Genomic DNA, 22,157 nt, shown 5'->3' on the forward strand with positions numbered 1-22,157 from the left:
TTTAAAGGACTTTTAATTCATTCCATTTAATTTTTCCCAAACTCGTTTGTATTCCTCACCACTTAATCTTGAACCAGCAGGTCTTACACTTTCCCAAGTTTCTCTTTCCTGATTTCTAAGCCAATTATTAACTGAATCGGTTGGCTGAGAGAAAATTTCGCCATTTACTGCTGCATCGTATAACTGACCTAAACGATTGGCAATGCTTCTTGGAATATTATTCTTTCGCATTAACACGCCTTCATCTGTATTGACACCATAGTGAAGGTAGGCAGGAAGATTTGCCATCCTTTTTCTATCAATCTCGGACAGACTTTCCCAATCAACTCCACTTGTTGGCAAACTCTGCAAAGCCGCTAAACCCCATGTTGCGGAATGAGCTACAACTTTATATAAAGCTTGCGTTGTTTTCTGAATCGCATTATTCAACTCTTCATCAGGATAAAACCGACTAGCAATACGAGATACTGATTGTCCATTAACCCAATCAATTATCAATCTAGCAATACTTGACTGATCTAAGGGTCTTTCACTAGTACTTAGGGTTTCGATTGATTTTCGAATCTCATAGGTGTTTAGCATAATGCCTACAAGTTTTTGCATGCTTTGATTCTGCTCAGAAAACAACTGATTTTTATTCCAATCGTTATTGACAAGACCTGCGCCTCTAAGTCTAGACATCATTTGATTAACCGAAACAGTTGAGAAACCTGTTTTGTCGGATCTTTCAGCATCTGTTACAGAAATACTTTCAGCATATCTTCTAATTTGATTTCTCAAAAATGCTTTCTTCTCGGGTGGTAATTGACGATAACCAAAAGTTCCTTGAAGTTTCTGTTCAAGTTGAGCTAAGAATGAATCCAATGCATTTGACTGCCTTCTTAAATGCGATACATACTGAAGTAGTGCTGACCATCTATCATCATGATAAAGCCATCTTCCGAAATCAACATCGGGATTTTCCATAGCATTAGTAATCACATCAATAAGTTGTGAAAGAAGTTCATCTGAAGCTTTTTTCACATATTGAGTGACCCTGGAAAAGTCATCTTTATCTCTTACAGCGATTCCAACCCAACCCATACTTTCCTGACCAGCACGACCAACTCTTCCTGCCAAATTCCAGAAATCACGAACTGGCATAGCATCAGAACCTGCTTTACTTTTATAATTATATGAGCCCATTATCACCGCTGAAACAGGAAAATTAATCCCCTGGGCTATTGTAGTTGTTGCCACTAAAGCTTGCAATTTTTCATTGGACATCAAATCTTCAACTAAATAGCGAATTTCATCCGGCAATGCAGAGCTATGAACTCCGATTCTTCTGCTTAAAAATTTTGCTAAGGGAAAATCATTTCCCAACTCACTTTGCACCAACTTGATTAATAAATCTACATCATCATCATGGCAAAAATTATCACCCGATTTCTCAAAAAGCGTTTCAGCAATGCTATAAGTTTCATTCGGATCAGATGCCAAAACAATTATTGGTGACGCTAGATTTAAAAAATTGGCAGCTACAGTTTTTGCGACTTTTACTTTAGATACTCTAGCTTGTGATGCTGTTTCATCAGCATTTACCAGATTGATTAACGGTATTGTATCTCCAATTTCATACGTTCCTTTCTCTGTATGCAGAGTTCGTAAAACATAGTCATACTCTCTTCTTTGACCTTCTACCTGAATAGCTCCAATAACTCGTTCATTTGGTTGCCACCAATCCAATTCTAAATTGATAACTTGCCCTCTTTCTGGGGCAAGCCAATTGACTATTTCATTAGAATTAGAAATATCAGGGGTCATTAATAAGAAATTTGCTTCCTGACAATCGTTTTTGATTGTTGACAGAAGAAATTCAAGGTTTAGACCTCTTTGTTTCTCTTCAATGTTGTGTGCTTCGTCCACAACTGTTAAAACCAATGACCTTTCTTCAGTAGTACCAAGACCTTGACGAACAAGAAGGTTCATTTTTTCATAGGTGGTTACAAGTACATCAAAACTGGTTTGATTGCCGTTTTCTTCTATCAAGTGCTGTTCAAATCCATCTAATTCAATAGCTCCACTTGCTTTTTCAACACTTAACCCGATATTTCCCAAATCTCTTTTTAGTTGGTTATAAATCTGGTTAACCAATGCCTTTGTTGGAGCTACATAAGCAACCCAACCACCCTGATTTCTGAATTGATTCAAGGCTTGTAAAATCCGGTACTCTGCAATGAGTGTTTTGCCACTGGAAGTCGGTAGATTTACAACAATTGCCCGATGTGCAGGATTTAATAGCTGACCTTCTAAAATTGATTCCTTTTGAGGGTAAAGCAACTCAAACCGTCCTTTTTCCTGACGACTAATATATCTGTTGAAATGTGTTACCCAATTGTTGATTCCTCTTGTGTTGTGCCAGATGGTATTTCTGACCATTTTCACAGCAAATGCTTCAAAGAATTGATACATCAAGCTCAAACTTATATTGCTTGACTTTTGGGCATACTCACCTGAAATCTGTAAATGATAGCGCAACTGATCTTCCGGCTCTAAAGGCCTGCCTTCCAATAAGTATTGTCCTAAAATATCAATGCTCTTGGCGAAATGATACAAAGAAACCAATTCAGCCGCTCCATAAGGGCGACTTTCCTCATTTACCTGATTAAGAAAGTTAGCCTCAAACTGTTGTTGTTCGGTTCTTAATTGATTAATTAGACTTACAGCCTCGCTGACATCTCGCCAATTTTCTTTTTTCACCAATTGTACAATTGCCTTAAAAGAAACGGTCAAGATTCTATTGTTCCAGTTATTAACAAGCTCAATGTTATGTATCTGTTCTTCAAGTCCTTTTAGGTATTGCTTTACAAAATGCCAATGCTCTCCTAAATATCCGAATGCAATCAGCTTAAGAGTCTCATAAACGAAATACTCACTTTCAACAATTGCAGGTAACTGACTGGCAATATCAAAATAGGTAGAGCACAAGGCTTTAAATTCGTTTGATGTCTGCTCAGTATTTCGTAGTTCCCAAAGTTCAATGATGCGTAATTCGCATAATTCCTTGGCTTTGATGAGCTCTTGAATTTCAACTTCATCGAGTTGAAGACTTGCAAACCTCCTAGATAACTTCCCCTTTTGTATGAGCATACCAATCCCTGCAAGCATATCAGGATATGCTTGTTCTAAGATTTGATATTTAGTTTGTATGCTCATTCGGTTAACTCATTTATAATATTCAACCAATCTTTCTGTTGAATGGGAAGATATAAAGCCAATAATTTAAGCCCTATTGGTTCCAATATACGTGTTCTCAACCTACCATAACTCAGAGATAAGTCTCTTTCATCGAGTTTAACATCACGAATAAGAACACCTATAAGCTGGTAATCTTCAGGATTGGAATAATATGACCTAAGCCCTGAGTCAAAATCTACTTTAAATGGATGTCCCTCTGGGAAAAGACGGACTTTATTTTTTAGATAAGAAATTAAAATCTGACGTTTTGATCTATTGCTGTATAAATCTCTTAACTGTCTTTCAATCCCATCTGAACCTGTCATTACTTGTGGCGGTCGGTTTGCCGTTTCAGATGATGTCTTTACTTCACCAAATAAAAAAAGTACTTGACCTTCCACTTTAATGAAACCTACCAAATCGGCTCCTGTTTTGTTGCCACTCGGATTACGAGCATCCCGTAACTCATTCCAATAAAAACGGCAAGAAAACTCTTGTTCTAAAATTACTTCAGCAAAAGCTTCACCAACTCTGAAGTTTTGAACTTGAATATTTTCATCTTCTAAAGCCTGAATGTCCGCCATAAGACCATCGGTTGCGTCAAATCCTGATTCATTTATTTTGGCCCTTAATTGCGCCAAAGTATCATCCCTCTCTTCACGGTCAAGCAAATTGCCTTTTACCAATCCTTGTAAATGTTCACGACATTCCTGTTCATTAAGGCTGATGCCCAGATAACCTCTGCTATTTGATTCGTTATGTTGAAATACTAAAAGCATTAATTTTTAAAAACATTATCTCTATGCCACAAAATATTCTCCTTAAGTGGATAGTACTCTATCAATTTGGGTAGTCTTATTTCTTGGCCCTCAAAGTCCTTTATGCTATAATTCGATTCACTCTCTACAAAACTTTTTGATACAATTACCTTATAATTATCATCAATCCCAATTAATCCTCTATCAAAGGCCCTATGCAAATTTGGACACAAAGCAATGCCGTTTACTACAGTATCATTATAACTTTCACTAAATGGAACAACATGGCAAGCATCAATCATAGATATATCTAAAGTTGCATCTATTTTCATGCCTGAAATACAGCAGGTATTATCGTAGATTTTGGGTATTTCCCTTTTGAAAATACTCCCTCTTAAAAAAATTTCTTCATCATTTTTTTCTAAGATTAATTTCTTGATTTCCTCACGATAATTCTCCGATGATTCATTAAATATTTTATTTTCAAGTGTATCAAAATGTTTTTTTTGAACAAATAATGAATCTACAAATTCATCTTTGGTATCAGGAAAATATTCCTGAAGAATAAATTGCTGCAACATTATATTTGACTCTGGATTTGTCATCAGATCAACTAGATCCTGATCAATAATCGCGCACTCAATTACCATGTTTAGGTTGGAAAAAGTTTTCATTGAGTTTGGAAAAAGTAGAATGTTTTCAAAGCCTTGCTTAGGAACTAGTTTCCAAAACTTATCCCCGCTCAGGTGATAAAAGGGTAAAGCAAACCGACAATCATGGTTAGATTTTACTAATAAGCTCCAATTAGTTTTGAATAAAGAAACTAATTCCGGACTTATATATATTTTTTTTTCAAAATTTATTCCTTGTTGAAAAGTTTGTAATAAGGAAAGAAGAAGAATAGGCTTGTGAGGAGCTGAACCTTTTGATCGGTCAATCCTTAGTTTTTTGAAAATTTTGAGATATTTTGATAAAACAACATCCATTTCAAAAAGTATTTTAAGCAAAGCATTTTTAATTCATCCTTAATTCATCAATGTACTGTTCAAGCCTTCTATCCAAATCAGCCTGTAATCCTCTTTTTCGGATCATCAAAGTTTTGGTTTTTTGAAGCGCCAAGCTATCCCTGATAAAATTGAGGTCTTTAGGTTCCTCTTTGCAGGATTTAGCAAGTAAATCTTCCTCTTCTTTTAGTTTTTCAATTTGACGACTCATATCAATATTATTTTTAAAAACTTCATTATAAATATCCGATACTTTGGTATGGAAAAAACAATCTCTAAACCAGTGATACTGGATCAATACTAACTCTTGCTGTGTAATCAGTTCAACTCCTTCAGATTCTTGAATCTCTTTTTGGGCCCTTAGAATTCTTCTCAAAATTTCAGCCCTTGTCTCAAATAAATAAGGACCCCAAACACCTTCTTTTAATTCTCCATTTCTCCTGCGTGGATCTCTATATTTCTCAGGGTTATCCCTGGTCTCCACCAAAAAGTCCCGAATCTCTGAAAGAGGCAACATCCATTCTTCCCCATTATCAATCAAACCTTCCATTGATTTGTCCTTATTGACTACTGTACAGGTCCAACAACCAAACCTACTATTTCCACAGCTTGGAGTAGTGTCATCGATAACAAGCGGACAATCACCAGCATTAGCATTCCGGTAAAGGGTTACGAGCTCTTTATGATTGCCACCCCAAGGTGGGGGTACCTGGTTTAAGTACTGCCAAAGTTCATTGGTTGTTACATCTTTGATTGGAGCATACACATAAGCATTTGGTAATTGATGCTTTCTTAGTCTTTGACCCTTTATTTCATGTCTTTTTATAGACCTTGCCCTGTTACCACTTTCGGCACTTCTTGTTCCCAATAAAATAATGGCCTCTCCTGCTTCGTTGATTTTTTCAGTGATAAAACGGGTAGTAGGATTGATCTTCAAACGCTCAGTACACCACCTTACAAATCGGTTAGGAGCAGGGTAACCTAATCCAATCAATCGGACCCAGAAACTATCTTCGATTCTAGGCATGGTTTCATGGACTGTCAATGGGATTTGTTGATCTTTGGCTGCAATCTGAATTCTATTGAGGGTAGTTTTAATAAATTTTACCATTCTGGGATTCTCCACCATGGTATCATTACATACTACATAAATTCTTCTTGTTAGAAGGATAGGATCTACTTTCTTTAACGCTCTCCATACTACTTGGAGAAGCATCGTGCTATCCTTCCCTCCACTAAACCCAATTATCCAAGGTCTTGGATTTTCGTCATAAAGGTATTGATCAATGATTTCGTTTTCTAAATGCCTGATATCCAACGCCATATTATGTAAAAAGGAAATGAATTAAAAACTTATCTTCAAAATAACAATTTATTCTTGAAAATTGGTAATTACTTTTGACGATAAGCTGTATAATTCATTAGACGTGTAGAAATTCGAAAAATAGAAATTTTAGAAAAAGTTTTCCCCCTTCCCTGTAGCATTTCACCAGCCACTTTCGTCTTACAGAAAATACCAAGACCATGAAAAAAACACTGAACCTGCTATTTGCCCTTCCTTTTTTATTATCCACTGCTTTTATGTGTGAGACCTTAGACCCAGGACCTGAGGTATTGTTGGCTACTGACTGCTTCGATAGCCTTCAGATCAAGGAGGATACCATGTGTGCTGCCATCTATCAACCAGTGTGCGGCTGCGATGGAAAAACCTACGGCAATGCCTGTGAAGCCGGTGCCAGAGGTATTTTGAAGTTTACAGATGGGGAATGTAATTAACAAGGCCCCTGATACCATTTTTTTACTTCAGTATTTAAAATGATGTTTTTTTTCAGATAGTTGGATTTTTTTGCCAACGGTAGGGGGAAAGCCAAGGAAATGCTGTTTTTTGTTGGAGTGAATATCAACAATCCTCCCATGAAAAACCTTTTCGCTTTCCCCCTTATCCTGCTTGGCCTGCTGTTATCCTCATTGGCTTTTGCCCAAAAAACCAATTTCACCGTGGCAGATGCCATCAACGTCAAATCCATCGGCAATACTGCTTTATCCGATGATGGAAAGTTGTTGGCAGGGCTGATTTCAGATGGCAGGGCCAGATTTGATGTGGATCATTTCAGATTTCAGGACCCCTCCTACCTCAATGTACTACCAGGTGAATTTGTCATCCTCGACACCCAAAATGGCGAAATGCTGTATCCCTATAAGGAACAATCCAGAGTAACCTCATTTTCCTGGTCTCCCAACTCCAAGGAACTGGCATTTTTGGAGCAAAAGGGAGACAAACTTCACCTGATGCTTTACGATACCAACCGCAAACGCATAAAGGAGATAAAGATCAGTGGTAATCCTTTGTTGGCCAATTCAGACTTGACCTGGACCTCCGATGGCAAGTCCATACTGCTCCATGCCAGAAATCATGATTGGTTAGATAGGGCCATGGCCCTTTACAATGAAGCTACCAAAGGACCGGTTGTGGTATATGATGGGAATAAGCCTTTTCTCAAATGGGATGAAATCAGAAATACCAATGCATTGACCAAAGTGTTAAAAGTTAATTTGACGAATGGACAGTCTCAGGAAATGCTTCCTGAGGCCAATTATGGGGGTGTTTACCTTTCAGAGGACAATCAATTCCTGATTTTCAATGAAACTTTCCCTTTGAAAACTTCCTACGTCCGCAATGAAGGTACCGAGTACCAAGTATCTTATAAGGAACTTGCCAATCCAGATTCCACGCAAATTCTCTACAAACGCAACGAAAAACGCAGAAATTACAATTGGTCTGATTCCAAAACCAAATTTGCATGGGTAGACTCAGGCTATGTATATGTGCAGACATTGGGTCAGCTGGATTCACTCAATCTCACCAAAGGAAAAGCCTTCACCGATGAAAAAAAGAAAAAGGAAGTAAAGTTTTCCATTACTTCCTGGTCTCCTTCGGAAAACAAATTACTCCTGAGTTCGGACAAAGGCTATTGGTTGGCGAATGCCCAAGGGGAGCAGTTGGAAATGGTCTATGAATTTCCCGAGGATAAAGAAAAAGCCCCCAGCTTAAACCTTGAGCATTGGTCTAAGGATGAAAATTACCTGTATTTTTCATACAGTGAAAAAGACCGCTGGACAAGGGGTTTTGTCCGGTTTGATCTCACTGACCGTACCATGGAAGATCTGATTATCGATGATCGTCTTTACACAGGATTACAGAAGGCCAAACATGAAGATGTAGTCGTTTTGAGTTTATCCGATGAAGATATGCCTGCTGATTTGGTAGTGAGCGATTGGTCTTTTGCAGAAATGAAGCCTTTGACCCATCTCAATCCATGGTTAGCGGACAAGAAGATGACAAGGTCTGAGCTGATCACCTACAGAAATGTAGACGGCAAAGAGCTTAAAGGAATCCTTTATTATCCTGTGGATTATGAAGAGGGCAAAAAGTATCCCCTTGTCTGCGAAGTCTATGAAACTTTCCTTGCAAATGGCTACAACAGGAACATGAACCTTTTTGCCAATCAGGGCTATTTCGCCCTGCGTCCATCGGTGGACCTGGAAATGGGATATCCCGGTGAAGCTTGGGTAAAAGGAATCACCGCAGCCATCAATAAACTGGTGGATGAAGGCAAGGTGGATAATGACAAAGTAGGGGTGCAGGGGGGAAGCTATGGCGGCTATGCCACCTCCTTACTGATTACACAGACCGATAGATTTGCTGCAGCCATCAATATCTCCGGGAAGGTCAATATCATCAGTTTCCTTGGGGATAGTCCCAAGATCGGAACGAGGAATTATACCGCAGCGGAATATGGTCAGGACCGAATCGGTAGCACCCTTTGGGATGCACCTTTGAAATACCTGGCCACCACAGCAGTACTGCATGCAGACCGGATCAAAACACCTCATCTGATCATGACAGGTGAAGGGGATTGGAATGTGCCAGGCACCAACTCGAGGGAACTCTATTATGCCATGCGAAGATTAGGAAAAGATGTGGTCTGGGTCAATTACCTCAACGGGGGTCATGGTGCGGGTGTCGCCAGCAATGAGCGTGATTTCCATGATCATTGGACGAGGGTTTTCGAATTTTATGAAAAACACTTCAACAAAAAGGAGAAAGAAGAGAAAGACGGAGAGAGTAGTGATTAATGGATGGTGCATTGACCTGCTTTGTACAATTATAAAAACTAAGCCCAATCCTCTGGCTTTTATCTTTATCATGTTAGCCCCTAAATCTCCTTGAGATCCCCCAAGAATATTTACTGTTTAGACAATAATATTTAATTTAGGTGAAAACATCACTAAAAACCATCTGAAACCATGTATAGATTGGTAATTGCCACTTTGTTAATACATCTGTTTTTGATTTCCTGCACCTCAAAACCTACCTCCATGAAAGAAGATGCCTTTATTGAGATTTTGGATGATCGTATTTTGGATTTGCTGGATCCCGATACACCTTTCCAGATCCTGGCAGAAGGTTTTGCCTGGACAGAAGGACCGCTGTGGCTGGAAGGGCAACAAAGCCTTCTATTTACGGATATCCCCAACAATTCAATATTTAAGATAGATGAGAAAGGGGCACTCAGCCTTTTCCTTAAGCCTTCCGGCTACACCGGAGATTCCCCAAGAGGAGGGGAAGTGGGGGCCAATGGTCTGACTTTGGATCCAATGGGACGGTTGGTGCTGTGCCAACATGGAGACCGGCGCATGGCACGGATGGACAGCCCGCTCGATCAACCCAAAGCCCAATTTGTCACCCTTGTGGATAACTATCAGGGCAAGCGGCTCAACAGTCCCAATGATGTGGTTTTTGATGGGCGGGGAAACATGTATTTTACGGATCCGCCTTATGGGCTGGAATTCAATATGGACGATCCCGCCAAGGAACTGGACTTTCAAGGTTTGTATATGTTGAGAAATTCGGGGGAATTGGAATTGTTGGACCAATTGACCCGACCCAATGGTTTGGCCTTCAGTCCGGATCAACGCCTACTTTATGTGGCCAATTCTGATCCCGATCTGGCTGTTTGGTATGTGTATGAAGTGGAAATGGATGGAACTCTTTCAAACAGAAGCCTCTTTTATGATGCCACGGATTATGTGCGGAAAGAGGGATTCAAGGGATTGCCTGATGGGTTGAAAGTTCATACTTCGGGGATAATCTTCGCCACCGGCCCAGGTGGGGTCTGGGTATTTGACTCCAGTGGAAATGTGTTGGCTAGACTGAGGACCGGGGAGGCTACTTCCAATTGTGAATTTTCCACCGATGAGAAATCCTTCTTTATGACTGCGGATAATTATGTGTTGAAGATAAATCTGAAATAGGTGGAAATAAATTGAAATAGGTAGAGATATTGTTTGATACTGGTGGATATGGATAGATATTGGAAATATGTATCTAATTGAAATAGGTGGAAAAAATGGAAATAGGTAGAAATATTTTGAAGGATACTGGTGTATATTGGATGAAATAAAATGGTAATCAGGAAAGCAGATATTGAAAGGGACTTTGATGGGGTTTGGGAGATTTTTTTGGATGTGATTTCCAGAGGGGATGTCTTTTCCTTTCTACCGGAAACCCCCAAATCGGATTTGAAAAAGCTCTGGTTTGCAGATAACATGGATACTTTTGTAGCTGTGGATAACTCAGGAAAAATAGTTGGAAGCTATTATGTCAAGCCCAACCAACCCGGTCTGGGAAGCCATATTGCCAATGGAGGGTATATGGTGCATTCAGAGGAAAAAGGAAAAGGCATAGGCAGGCTTTTGTGCCAACACTCCATAGATTTTGCCAGGGAAAAAGGATATTTGGGGATGCAGTTCAACATGGTAATAAGCACCAATGCCTCCGCGGTTAAGTTGTGGAAAAGTTTTGGTTTCTTAATCATCGGGACAATTCCCCAAGCCTTCAGACATCAAAAGTTGGGATTGGTAGATGCCTATATCATGTACAAAAGTTTGTAAGATCTTCTGTGGATAACTTTTTTATTGAAGTTAAAGAAATTGACCACTGATGAATGAGGATAAACGCAGATATTTATGCCATTACGGTTCTGACTTGTTTTGTGGATAAGTTGCGTTCGCTGCGTGTTTGTGGCGTCCGCTGCGTGAACTAAAGAGAATAATTTCTCGCAACGACCGCAACGGGTTTACGCCATGATCGCAGAGAAATCGCCGTGATTAACTTTTGTATTCTTTTTCGGTCCAAGACGATAGTCACAAAAACTTTGAGCCACAAAGAATTATTGTATACACTTTGGCATTTGTTGAGATAAAAAGGCCATTGAATGCTCTTTGGCGTTTTCAAAAGCAGATGTGATGAGTCTTTGATTTTATTTCTTTCTTGTCCAGATTTTGTCCATATCCACATCTTTTATCATAAGGGAAGATGTCTGATTTTTGTCCTAATAGAAAATTAGGCTGAGGGGAAGTGGAAAGGTAAATTTACAATCTGCAATTAAGCATATGTAAAATTCATTTTTCACTAATCCAATGTCTTATGGAAAAGATCAAACTTACTGTTATTACCCTATTGACACTTACGCTATCATTTAGTGTGAATGCACAATGGGAAGAGAAAATGTTAACCATGCTAGAATCAGGGGCAGTTAACGAATCCATGTTTTTGGAAATGGTACCTCCGGGATTTATTGGGGGTCAGGAAGCCTTAGAGACTTATATAGCGGATAATTTGAAGTACCCATCTTTAGCTATCCGGCAAGGAATGGAAGGAACAGTATTAGTAATGTTTAAAATTACTTCAGATGGGACAATTGTGGAGGCCACCATCAAAAAGAGTTGTAAACCCATTTTGGACGAGGCAGCCTTGGATTTAATCAAGGGAATGCCGCAGTGGAATCCAGCAACTCAAGGACGTACTACCGTGGAAACTTACTACCAATTACCCATTCGCTTCAGTCTTCAATAGCATTTTAAATTTTGCATAAGTAAACTACTAACTACCTGTTGTTTCGGCAGGTAGTTTTTCATTTTTCGCTTTTATGTTCTAAGTAGTTGATAGACTGTCTATGGCAATCCGGTTAAGCTCAGTTTTGATTAGAATATTTTTTGCATAATTTAGGTATGAAGTACCATTTATGAAGAAATGCACAAAATTCTAAAGGCTCTTTTGATTTTAATAATCTTATTATCCTCGAGTAGCATTACAAAAAGTGCATCCAATGATTTTTTTGAAGCCATTTCTTCCAGGGAAGATCCTTTTTTGGATTTGATGAGAAACGAAATTAAAACCCATGAATCCATGGGCTTTGAATTTTTTGAAGATTTGCTCCAAACCATAAGTCCACAGATAAAACCAAATGAGCACTGGCTAAGGACAAGATTTCTGATTTTTGAAGTCATGGTATATCGGGTTTTTGATAAATCCGAGTCGATGAACCTTGAGCAGACTGTTTCTGCTTTAAAAGAAAATGGGTTAAGATCAGGAGATCGCTTATTGTTGGGCCACGCTAGGTGGTACAGTGGATTTCTTTTACATGACTTCCTTAAAATTGATCTTGCATTAGGAAATTGTATAGATGCCATCGAAGTGATGGAAGAATATATTCCGAAAATAAAATTGGCAGATAAATATGAATTTTTGGGTGAGATGGCCTTTCAAGTAGTTGATTATGATGCCGCTATACGCTATTATAAATTGTTTTTGGAATACAAACTGGAAGAGTCTGAAATCGATAAACGAAGAAAAATTGTTGCCACCAATGCTATTGGGCAGGCATTTTTGCGAAAAAGTAGCTTTTCTGAGGCAAAGGAATACCTTGTACTGGCCAATGAAAAGATTTTAGTGTATCATGATAATTTGTGGCAGGGAATTAATAATGCCTACCTGGGCCATGTTTACTTGGCATTGGGAGAGTCAGAAAAAGCAGCGCAACTTTTGAAACATGCCATTGAAACATGCCTGGAAGCAGAACTCAACGTCGCAGCCTATGCATCCAATTATTTAGGAAGGTTATATCTGGATAAAGGTTTAAAACAGGAGTCCTTGTTTCATCTCGAAAATGCAGAAATGTGGCTACTGAATTCGCAAAACAAATATTTGCTTCAAACCCAGTTTTATTTACTGGAAACTTACAGGAGTTTTTCAGATTTTTATAGGGTTTATATGGATAATGGGCTTGCAAATGAATACTTTGAAAAATATAAGGAACTGAATGACGCGATTCAGTACATTTCCATTTTGAGCAGTCAAAATATCACCCGCTTGCGCATGGATAATGAAAAGGCAATTTGGGAGTTGAGTGTGTCGAAATTAGAAAATGAAAGTATTATCCAGCGTAGAAACATCATGTTGGTGATTATAATTTCATTGTTTTTGGTCATTGGAAGCTTTTTGCTGGTAGCTAGAAACAGAATGAAAGTACAAAGGCAATTGGCTGAAGCTGACAGTAAGCGTTTGGTAGCCGAAAAAAAAGCCATTGAAAGCCAAATGGATATGCTTAAATCCAGCTTAATGGAAAAGTCGAAAATGTTACAAGAGTTTGAAAATCGATTATCAGTAATTCAGAATCGCGTAGATGTTCAGGAAGACTTGGAGAGAATCAATGAAATGAAAATTCTAACAGAGGAAGACTGGTCCGTATTCAGAAAACTCTTTGAAAGATTACACCCTGGGTTTATGACACAACTTAAACAATCCATGCCAGGCATTACCACTGCGGAATTAAGGTTGGCTTCCCTGATCAAAATGCAATACACCGCTAAAGAAATGGCGGATATTCTTGGTGTTTCTCCTGATTCCGTCTATAAAGCTCGGTACCGGCTTCGCACCAAGTTGAATTTGGAAAATGAGCAGTCTTTAGAATACCTGATTCTTAATATGTAAAAAAACAGTTTTGCAGAAAAAGGCAAAAAGTGTTGAGTAAGGCCATGAATTTTACAACATAGTAGAATTAAGTTTAACCACTATTGAAGTACTTTTTGATTTTGGACCAGAGATGACTGAAATGTTCGTCACTCTGAGATTTTAAAATTTTGCATTTACAGAAAGGTAATGACATCACTTGATCCATCATTCTGAGAATTCAACATTTAGGAAAATGTTCAGAAAAAGAAATGACAGTCATTGAAGCTTCATCCCTCCCTACCGCAGAGGGACATTTGTGGCAGATTTTTTTTTAACCACATAGGAGAAGATAGCACACATAGCTTCCCTGTATCAACCGGTTGATTTTAAAAACAAAGGTTTGCTGCTGCCCTGCTATGTTTTCTCCTATGTGGCGGATTTTTTCAACTCCAAGCATAGTACATACAGTTTTCCAAGAGCCAACTGTCTGGTTTTAAAAAAGGCTGGGTGTCGCCAATTTATCCTTAATGCATGGGACAAGTTGCGGCTAAAAAAATTAGCTTTGATGGCTTTTAATTAACCACGGATGAATGGGATTAACACAGATTTCTTTGCCCAAAAATTTTATTGTGGATAACTTTTGTTTTCTTTTGTTCCTGTTGTGGTTCATTATAATAGCCACTAAGACACAAAGTAATAAAGTAAAATTGGAGTGGTATTTAGGATTTTTTCAAAGAGAAAATTTCACGCAAAGGCCGCAACGGGAAGCAAGCCAAGACCGTAGCAAAAAGATGTGGATAACTTTTTTCTGTTGCATAGGATCAATGGAAGTAAAAAGACCTTCGGATTTGCAGATACGAATCCAAAGGTCTTGAGTCCTACCTAAAGGTAGGCAGGCTAGCTATTTGTGTCTAGTGTCTTGTTTCTAATCTCTCGATTCTAATCTCCTACCTAAAGGTAGGCAAGCTCGCTTCTCACTGTCTATTCTTCACATACCTCTCCAACCACTCATGTTGCTCCCACAAAGTATGCAGGATGGATTCTTTGGCGGCATAGCCATGGCTTTCATGAGGAAGGAATACCAGTCGGGTAGTAGCGCCATGACCTTTCAAAGCATTGTAATAACGCTCGGACTGAATAGGGAAAGTACCGGAATTGTTATCCGCTTCTCCATGGATCAAAAGAATCGGTGTTTTTACCTTGTGGGCATTCATAAAGGGCGACATGGTGTTATACACATCAGGGGCTTCCCAATAGGTACGCTGCTCATATTGAAAGCCAAAAGGGGTCAATGTTCTGTTATACGCCCCGCTTCTCGCAAGCCCTGCTGCAAACAGATTCGAATGGGAAAGTAAGTTGGCGGTCATAAAGGCGCCATAAGAATGACCTCCCACCGCAATACGGTTTCTGTCACCTATACCCTGTTCCACAATAAAATCAATGGCTGCTTCTGCATTGGCCACCAACTGTTCCACAAAGAAATCATTTGGTTCTTCATCACCTTCTCCCACGATAGGCATTTCTGTCTGATCCATGATGGCATATCCTTGGGTTACCCAATAGATCGGAGAACCCCAGTTCAAGCGGGTAAAAGTATATTTGGAGCCTCTTACCTGTGCGGCTACCGCAGCAGATTTGTACTCCCTTGGATAAGCCCACATCAATACCGGTAACCTGCCGTCCTTTTCTGGATTATATCCTTCCGGGGTATATACTACAGCTGATAGGTCCAGGCCATCGTTCCTCTTGTATTTAACCAATTCCTTGTTGATGCCTTTGATGGATTCATAAGGATGGGCAAATTGTGTAATCTGAACAGGAGCGATACGTCTTCTGGTATTGACCAACCAATAGTTGGGCTGTATGTCTGTGCTTTCCTTTAAGGTCACAAATTCAGTGGCATTGGCATCCAAAACTTTGGCTACCCGCTCGTAATAAGGAGCCTGAGAGCGCCAAAGGATATTTTCGGTCTTGGTTTTGGTGTTGAATGCTGACAGATAGGGCATGCTTCCTTCTGGGCTACCACCTTCTGAGGTCATGAAGACATCATCTCCTTTTCTCAAAAGTACAGACCTGCCATAGGCATTGGTGGTGAAAACCGGTGTGCCAGGGTCATTGTAAATGTCATCCGAAGAACGCTCGATGATTACAGTGCCTTTTTCCTGAGGTTTGGAAGGATTGATGCGGGTTACCTTTTGCTGTCTGCTCGAAAACCAACCCTCATTCAACAAAGCAAAATTGTCATCAGACCAGAAGATGCCACGATAGCGGTATCCAATGCCCGCCAATTTGGAAGGTTCTGCATTGAAAGGAGGATCCAGGGTGTAAATGATTTCCCTTTCCTCCATTTGTACCCTCGGGTCACCACCATCCTGCGCTTCAACCCAGTACAAGGTGGCCGGTTTGTCTGCTCTCCAAGAAATAGACCTTGGACCAGTGACCGTTGCATCAAATCCTGTGGGCCTCACTTCATCCAAAGGAATTTCTGCCAGAGTTTTGATAACCTTACCTTCCATATCCCAAACTTCCACGGTGTAAGGGAAACGGGATGCGGGCACAAGGTAGGAGAATGGTTTTTGGATCATTTCTACGGTTAGGAATTGCCCATTAGGAGATAAATCCATGGACTTGATCATCCCTGATTTACCTATCCCGGTCAGATTGCCATTTAAATCCACCATCATGACCTGGGAATCCATAAAGTATTCCAACAATGCCTCATCATAAGGGTTGGTCAGGAGATCCTGATAAGTTCTGGATGGGGCTGCATTTCCGGATGTTTCCTGCGCATTGGGACCTGATGGGGCCAAAGGTGCTTTTGGCATCGCTCCTCTATCAGGGTTGATGCCGGTAAACAATACTTTATTGTCTGAAGTCCAGGTAATGCCTGTTCCATAAACCGAATTGACAATTTCATCGGTCAACTGCTTGGCTTCCATCGAAGTTAAGTCTACTACCCAAAGGCTGATACCTGTATTGGTGGTATTGGTCAAGACCACAAATTTTTCATCCTTGGAAAGAGAAAAAGCTCCTAACCTTGGGTTTTCAGGTAATCCCTTTACCTGTCTCTCCTCACCACCACGGGTATTTTTGAGGATGACATTTTTAAAAGAACCGGTACGGCTGGGACCGTTGGTGGCAGGGTTGATCCGAATACCTCCAATCCGAAGTTCTGCTTGGGCCAATTCCTCAATAGAAGGATTGCCTGTGCGCTCCAGAACCAACATAAAATCACCTGAACGGCTGAAACTAACCAAAGGCGTAGGGTCGGCATTTACCAAGTCCGCAATGGCCTGTGGAGGAGTTTGGTAGGTCAAAGCTTCCTGTGCCTGCGTGTGAAATGCAGTGAAAAAAGCAAAGACCAACACAAATGGTATTTGATAGGACTTTTTAAACATGAGCGTAATAGAAGTTTAGTTTTGGGGAAAATTAATGGATAATCTTTAAAGAAGACTCCATTTTTGGGTGTTTGGTTTGAAAATCTGCTTAGTGGTCAATTCCATTCATCATTCGACCACCCTCCTTGGTATATCCTGAGGTAAGCGGGTAAGCAATTCATAATTGACCTGTTGGGAAGATTCTCCAAATGAGGCTACAGAAATTTCCTTGTCGCCTTGGCTACCGATAATGATTACTTCATCCCCTTTTTGAACTTTTTCCAAGTCAGTGACATCCACAGCAATGCTATTCATGGTGACCGTTCCCACTACTGGAACAATTATACCTGAAATGAGGACTTTACCTTGATTGCTCAGCATCCTGCTGTAGCCATGACCATAGCCTATGGGGACCAAAGCAATGGTCATATCCCTCGGTGCCATATAACTGGATCCGTAGCCTATAAACTCACCCATTTTGACTGCCTTGGTGTTCATGATACTGCTTTTCCAGGATATCAGTCTTTTGAGGGGATTTTTGTTGTTCTCAGGCAGTGATTGAAACCGGTACATGTAGGTTTCTTGGGTTGGCCAAAAGCCATAGGAAGCAATGCCCACCCTGACCAGGTCCATTTTTGTTTCTGGGTAGAGGAGTGTGGCTGCAGAACAAGCGGTATGGTATTTTTCAAATTTGATTTTCTGGGCATCAAACCATTTTTTGAATTTTTTGTAGTTTTTGATCTGATTCCTTACGCGCACATAATTGGAGATACTTTCAGCACCAGCATAATGGGTACAAAGCCCTTTCAGTTCCAGGTGAGCAAGGTTTTCTGTAAGGATTTGACCCAACCATTCCCGATCTTCCCATTCAAAGCCTGTGCGATGAAAGCCTGTTTCCAACTCTATGTGGACTTTGGCTTTGGTGTTTAATTTCTTGGCCACAGCAATGGCAGCTTCCAACCGGTCAAATTCAAAAACATAGAAACTGATCCCTTTTTCAACCAATTGATCCAGGTCTTCATTAGCTAGCATACCCATAATCATGACCTGACTTTGGTGTTGGCTTGCCTGGTAAACACGCAATGCCTCATCTGCCGAGAAGGTGGAAAAGTGTCTAATCCCATTTTCCTCAGCCATAGGGACGATATTTTCTATGCCATGCCCGTAGGCATTGCCCTTGACTACAATCGAAATCTGGGTTTTGGGCCCGATTTCTTCTTTAATAAATTCAATGTTTTTTTGGTAAGCGGATTTACTGATTTCTATATAAGAGGTATGCTGCATGTGGGCAAATTACGTTTTCTATTTTTTTAACCTAATTTTTTATGAAAGAGTTGGATAAAGATTGCATTTTACGAATGACCCAAAAGCTTAATCCAATCTAACTTAAACCTAATGTTATTACACAAAAGTTCTGAATCAACCTAAATTAGAAGTTGATTAGGGTTATAAACATGGTTGTTATACCTGTTTGAGTGTGTTGATGAGTGGTTTTCCGAGTTCAGGGATCGAAATTTCAAATCTGTCCCCATGTTGAACCTCAATGCCATCGGCAAAACTGGCTACTGAGGTGCCAAAGTAATGCACATGCACATCTCCTGGCTGTCGGAACATGTCATATTTAAAGTGGTGGTGCTCCAAGTTTTCTATATTATGACTCATATTGGCATTTCCTGTGAGGAATTCCTTTTGCCATAGCAGATGATCTCCCCTTTTGATACTGCTTAGGCCAACAAGATGATCAGGAAGTTCGCTGATCAGGAGCTCTGGGCCATAGGCACTTGCCCTAAGTTTGGAATGTGCGAGATAGAGGTAATTGATCTTCTCCATTTTATGGTCAGAAAATTCATTGCCAATAGCAAAACCCACTCTAAATGGATTGCCATCCGGATCGATGACATACAAGCCGGCCAATTCAGGTTCCTCGCCCGCATCCAAGGCAAAAGGGGGAGAAACCAATTCATGACCTGTGGGTACTACAGAGAGTCCGTTTCCTTTGTAAAACCATTCAGGCTGTACGCCAGGTTCTCCATTCAGCATCTTCCCATTTTCTAATCCCATTTGGAACATCTTCATAGAGTCCGTGAGCGCATCAGGGTTGCTACTTTTCAGTTTTTGGTGCATTTTATCCCGGGAAGCCGCAGATCCCAAATGGGTAAGTCCAGTGCCCGTAACCCAGCAGCGATAAAGGTCAGGATGGGTAAGCGGGAGTAAAACCTGTTTGTTATCTAATAAAGGTTGATAACTTACTGTTTGATCTCCTGCCAGATAGTTGACAAGGTTTTCCAGACTTTTTCCAGATGTAAAGGATTTTTGCACCAATTCATAGGTATTTTTTACTTCAAGCAACAGGCGCAGATTTTCATCCTCTACCAAAGCCACATTGGTGGTGTTCTCTTTATTTTTAAACTGTACGATTCTCATTGGGGATAAGGGCTTACTGGAAAAGAAACATAAATTTCAGTGAAATTTAGTCAATTAGTACTGTTTTATCCTTTTAATCCTAAATTTTCTCAAGGTAGATAGGGATTTGGGCTGTTGTATGTATGTTTTCTGGAAAAATGATTAATATTTCAGAACAATTGGTTTTCAAATGAAAAAGCTCCTGTTTCTTGCATTGATTATTTGTGCCTGCCAAGGCCCTGAAGTAGCGCCTCCAGCGCCTGTTTATCCCATTCCTTCGGAGCGGCAATTGGCCTGGCATGACCTGGAATACTATGGCTTTGTGCATTTCAATATGAATACTTTTTCGGATATGGAATGGGGGATGGGGGATGAGGATCCAGCTGATTTTAACCCCACGGCTTTGGATACCCGGCAATGGGCCAAAGTAGCCAAGGAGGCGGGCATGAAGGGCATTATCATTACGGCCAAACACCACGATGGCTTTTGTCTTTGGCCTTCAGCATATACCGAACATTCCGTAAAGAACTCCCCCTGGAAAGGTGGGAAAGGGGATTTGATCCAAGAGTTGAGGGAGGCATGTGACGAGTTTGGGCTGGAAATGGGGATATACTATTCTCCATGGGACAGAAACCATGCAGATTATGGTACACCGGCCTATATCACGTATATGCGGAATCAGTTGACGGAATTACTCACCAATTATGGGGAAATCTTTGAGGTATGGTTTGACGGAGCCAATGGGGGAACCGGCTACTATGGTGGTGCCAATGAAAACCGCTATGTGGATAAGTTGACTTATTATGATTGGCCGAATATCTATGCCTTGGTAAGAGAATTGCAGCCCGGGGCGGTGTTGTTCAGCGATGGTGGTCCTGACGTGCGCTGGGTAGGCAATGAAGATGGTTATGCTTATGAGACCACTTGGTCCAATCTGATGCGGGACTCTGTCTATGCCGGTATGCCGGAATATCCGGAAAAATATGCTTCGGGACAGGAAGATGGAACCCATTGGGTGCCGGCGGAAGCGGATGTATCCATTAGACCGGGATGGTACTACCACGAATACGAGGACCACAAAGTGAAAACCCTTCCACAATTGCTGGATATCTATTACAATAGCATTGGCAGAAATGCCGCCCTCTTGATCAACTTTCCTGTGGATAGAAGAGGCTTGATCCATGAGAAAGACGTGGAACAGATCATGAAGTTATCCACAAAAATAAAGGAAGATTTCGCTGTAGACCTGGCACAAAAAGCCAAACTTAGCGCCTCTAATGAAAGAGGAAGAGGCTTTGAGATCAAACAGGTACTCAATGAGGATAAAAATAAGTATTGGGCAGCAGAAGATGGAGTTATCCACAATGAAATTATCATTCAATTTCCTCAAATACAGAGTATTAACAGGTTTATGGCCCAAGAGCATATTGCCTTAGGCCAAAGGGTGAAAGCTTTTACATTGGAAGCCAAAACAGAAAAGGGCTGGGAACTTATCCACAATGGAACCACCATTGGGGCAAAGCGAATTCTGAGATTTGAGGATGTGGATACGGATGCTTTGAGGTTTACCATAACCGATGCGAAAGCCAGCCCCACCATTTCCAGGATAGGTGTTTTCCATGCGCCGGCATTGCTGATCGAGCCGCTGTTGAAAAGGGATAAATCGGGAGCCTTGACTTTGAATGTTCCCGGAAGCAATGTGGATATTTATTATACCTTGGATGGCAGTAATCCAAGCATCAGCAGTCTAAAATATGAAAGGCCTGTGATGGTGGATCAAGCGGTCCAATTGAAGGCCATTAGTCATGATCCTGTTACTGGTCAACTTAGTGAGATTTTAGTGCAAGATTTGGATATGCCCAAAGCCAAATGGAAAGTTATCCACAATGACCCCAATGCGGAAAAAGCCATTGATGAGGATCCCAACACCTTTTGGCAAAGCACCGGGGATGAATTGATTGTAGACTTGGGTGAGGTCACTACCATCCATGGATTTACCTACCTTCCTCCCCAAAATAGGTACATGAGTGGTGTGATTGAAAGGTTTGTTTTCCAAAGTAGCTTAGATGGAAGAACTTGGACAGATAGGGCCTTAGGCGAATTCTCAAATATTTACAACAATCCTATTGAGCAGACTATAAGATTTGATGGGGTGGATGCCAGGTATATCCGGCTGAGGGCATTGGGAACAACGGATGGATTGAAGGGCTCCTTTGCAGAACTTGGTGTAATTACCAGGGATAATTAATTTCCATCTAAATTAACCTTAATTAGAACCCAAATTATAAATTAGAACTCAAACTAACCCAAAAAATTTTAGTGTTTCTTTTGTCCACCATTTGAATATTGATGCTTAATGATAATTTTAGAAATGTCCCAACCAAATGAAATAGACTAGACCCCGAATGGGGTCAAACATTTAAATAGCCATGGGTGAAACCCATGGTTTGGGAATGGTTTTTTGTAGTTATCGCCTGACCCTAAAGGGGTCAAACTAATATTGATTGAATTTATTCATAATAAGGCTTTTATGTTCGACCCTTTTAGGGTCGGGAAAGCTAAATACCTGAATTTTTGAATCCCCTGGTTTCACCAGGGG

14 protein-coding genes are annotated in these 22,157 nt (G+C 40.4%); 7 read left to right on the forward strand and 7 right to left on the reverse strand.

The features are described 5' to 3' along the window. Positions 1-12: 12 nt before the first annotated feature. Genes B879_RS08855 through dndC form a run of 4 tightly spaced genes read right to left on the reverse strand, consistent with a single transcriptional unit; the run spans position 13 to position 6,305 of the window. The gene (locus B879_RS08855; RefSeq protein WP_009184829.1) at positions 13-3,198 is read right to left on the reverse strand and encodes a DEAD/DEAH box helicase; all 3,186 of its coding nucleotides are present in this window, start codon (positions 3,196-3,198) and stop codon (positions 13-15) included. Continuing rightward, positions 3,195-3,998 (reverse strand): hypothetical protein, encoded by an 804-nt coding sequence (locus B879_RS08860; RefSeq protein ID WP_009184830.1) that lies wholly within the window; start codon positions 3,996-3,998, stop codon positions 3,195-3,197. The genes B879_RS08855 and B879_RS08860 overlap by 4 nt, the downstream gene beginning before the upstream one ends. Further along, complete coding sequence (locus B879_RS08865; RefSeq protein ID WP_009184831.1) at positions 3,998-4,963, reverse strand: HNH endonuclease; 966 nt, start codon at positions 4,961-4,963, stop codon at positions 3,998-4,000. Before B879_RS08865 ends, B879_RS08860 begins: the two co-directional genes overlap by 1 nt. 28 nt (positions 4,964-4,991) lie before the next feature. Further along, positions 4,992-6,305, reverse strand: coding sequence for a DNA phosphorothioation system sulfurtransferase DndC (gene dndC, locus B879_RS08870; RefSeq protein WP_009184832.1), 1,314 nt, complete (start codon positions 6,303-6,305; stop codon positions 4,992-4,994). A 200-nt stretch (positions 6,306-6,505) separates the two neighbouring features. Here dndC and B879_RS08875 point away from each other — a divergent pair, with 200 nt between their 5' ends. The 6 genes from B879_RS08875 to B879_RS08900 all read left to right on the forward strand — a co-directional run bounded on the left by B879_RS08875 (position 6,506) and on the right by B879_RS08900 (position 13,817). Further along, the gene (locus B879_RS08875) at positions 6,506-6,757 is read left to right on the forward strand and encodes a Kazal-type serine protease inhibitor family protein (protein WP_009184833.1); all 252 of its coding nucleotides are present in this window, start codon (positions 6,506-6,508) and stop codon (positions 6,755-6,757) included. A 138-nt stretch (positions 6,758-6,895) separates the two neighbouring features. Then, positions 6,896-9,118: an alpha/beta hydrolase family protein gene (locus tag B879_RS08880; RefSeq protein WP_040400397.1), complete on the forward strand. Its 2,223-nt coding sequence runs from the start codon at positions 6,896-6,898 to the stop codon at positions 9,116-9,118. A 171-nt stretch (positions 9,119-9,289) separates the two neighbouring features. After that, positions 9,290-10,297: an SMP-30/gluconolactonase/LRE family protein gene (locus tag B879_RS08885; RefSeq protein ID WP_009184835.1), complete on the forward strand. Its 1,008-nt coding sequence runs from the start codon at positions 9,290-9,292 to the stop codon at positions 10,295-10,297. A 150-nt stretch (positions 10,298-10,447) separates the two neighbouring features. Continuing rightward, positions 10,448-10,936, forward strand: a complete 489-nt coding sequence (locus B879_RS08890) for a GNAT family N-acetyltransferase (protein ID WP_009184836.1) — start codon at positions 10,448-10,450, stop codon at positions 10,934-10,936. 535 nt (positions 10,937-11,471) lie between these two features. Then, on the forward strand, positions 11,472-11,900 hold the full coding sequence (locus B879_RS08895; RefSeq protein WP_009184837.1) for an energy transducer TonB: 429 nt from the start codon (positions 11,472-11,474) through the stop codon (positions 11,898-11,900). A 201-nt stretch (positions 11,901-12,101) separates the two neighbouring features. Next, positions 12,102-13,817, forward strand: a complete 1,716-nt coding sequence (locus B879_RS08900) for a hypothetical protein (protein ID WP_238542110.1) — start codon at positions 12,102-12,104, stop codon at positions 13,815-13,817. A gap of 935 nt (positions 13,818-14,752) precedes the next feature. Here B879_RS08900 and B879_RS08910 read toward each other — a convergent pair. The 3 genes from B879_RS08910 to araD1 form a co-directional block, all read right to left on the reverse strand. Continuing rightward, positions 14,753-17,176, reverse strand: a complete 2,424-nt coding sequence (locus tag B879_RS08910; protein WP_009184839.1) for a S9 family peptidase — start codon at positions 17,174-17,176, stop codon at positions 14,753-14,755. A gap of 108 nt (positions 17,177-17,284) precedes the next feature. Further along, positions 17,285-18,439 (reverse strand): alanine racemase, encoded by a 1,155-nt coding sequence (gene alr, locus B879_RS08915; protein WP_009184840.1) that lies wholly within the window; start codon positions 18,437-18,439, stop codon positions 17,285-17,287. A gap of 177 nt (positions 18,440-18,616) precedes the next feature. Further along, on the reverse strand, positions 18,617-19,579 hold the full coding sequence (araD1, locus tag B879_RS08920) for an AraD1 family protein (RefSeq protein WP_009184841.1): 963 nt from the start codon (positions 19,577-19,579) through the stop codon (positions 18,617-18,619). Positions 19,580-19,748: 169 nt separating this feature from the next. Between araD1 and B879_RS08925 the strand changes: the two genes are divergently transcribed. Then, on the forward strand, positions 19,749-21,806 hold the full coding sequence (locus B879_RS08925; RefSeq protein ID WP_009184842.1) for an alpha-L-fucosidase: 2,058 nt from the start codon (positions 19,749-19,751) through the stop codon (positions 21,804-21,806). The last annotated feature ends 351 nt before the right edge of the window (positions 21,807-22,157 follow it).

This window comes from Cecembia lonarensis LW9, from assembly GCF_000298295.1.
Lineage (GTDB): Bacteria > Bacteroidota > Bacteroidia > Cytophagales > Cyclobacteriaceae > Cecembia > Cecembia lonarensis.

Coding starts and splice junctions, on each gene's coding strand:
- B879_RS08875 (WP_009184833.1), top strand. CDS start 6,506: ATGAAAAAAACACTGAACCTGCTATTTGCCCTTCCTTTTTTATTATCC.
- B879_RS08890 (WP_009184836.1), top strand. CDS start 10,448: ATGGTAATCAGGAAAGCAGATATTGAAAGGGACTTTGATGGGGTTTGG.
- B879_RS08880 (WP_040400397.1), top strand. CDS start 6,896: ATGAAAAACCTTTTCGCTTTCCCCCTTATCCTGCTTGGCCTGCTGTTA.
- B879_RS08860 (WP_009184830.1), bottom strand. CDS start 3,998: ATGCTTTTAGTATTTCAACATAACGAATCAAATAGCAGAGGTTATCTG.
- araD1 (WP_009184841.1), bottom strand. CDS start 19,579: ATGAGAATCGTACAGTTTAAAAATAAAGAGAACACCACCAATGTGGCT.
- B879_RS08925 (WP_009184842.1), top strand. CDS start 19,749: ATGAAAAAGCTCCTGTTTCTTGCATTGATTATTTGTGCCTGCCAAGGC.
- B879_RS08910 (WP_009184839.1), bottom strand. CDS start 17,176: ATGTTTAAAAAGTCCTATCAAATACCATTTGTGTTGGTCTTTGCTTTT.
- alr (WP_009184840.1), bottom strand. CDS start 18,439: ATGCAGCATACCTCTTATATAGAAATCAGTAAATCCGCTTACCAAAAA.
- B879_RS08895 (WP_009184837.1), top strand. CDS start 11,472: ATGGAAAAGATCAAACTTACTGTTATTACCCTATTGACACTTACGCTA.
- B879_RS08885 (WP_009184835.1), top strand. CDS start 9,290: ATGTATAGATTGGTAATTGCCACTTTGTTAATACATCTGTTTTTGATT.
- dndC (WP_009184832.1), bottom strand. CDS start 6,305: ATGGCGTTGGATATCAGGCATTTAGAAAACGAAATCATTGATCAATAC.
- B879_RS08865 (WP_009184831.1), bottom strand. CDS start 4,963: ATGGATGTTGTTTTATCAAAATATCTCAAAATTTTCAAAAAACTAAGG.
- B879_RS08855 (WP_009184829.1), bottom strand. CDS start 3,198: ATGAGCATACAAACTAAATATCAAATCTTAGAACAAGCATATCCTGAT.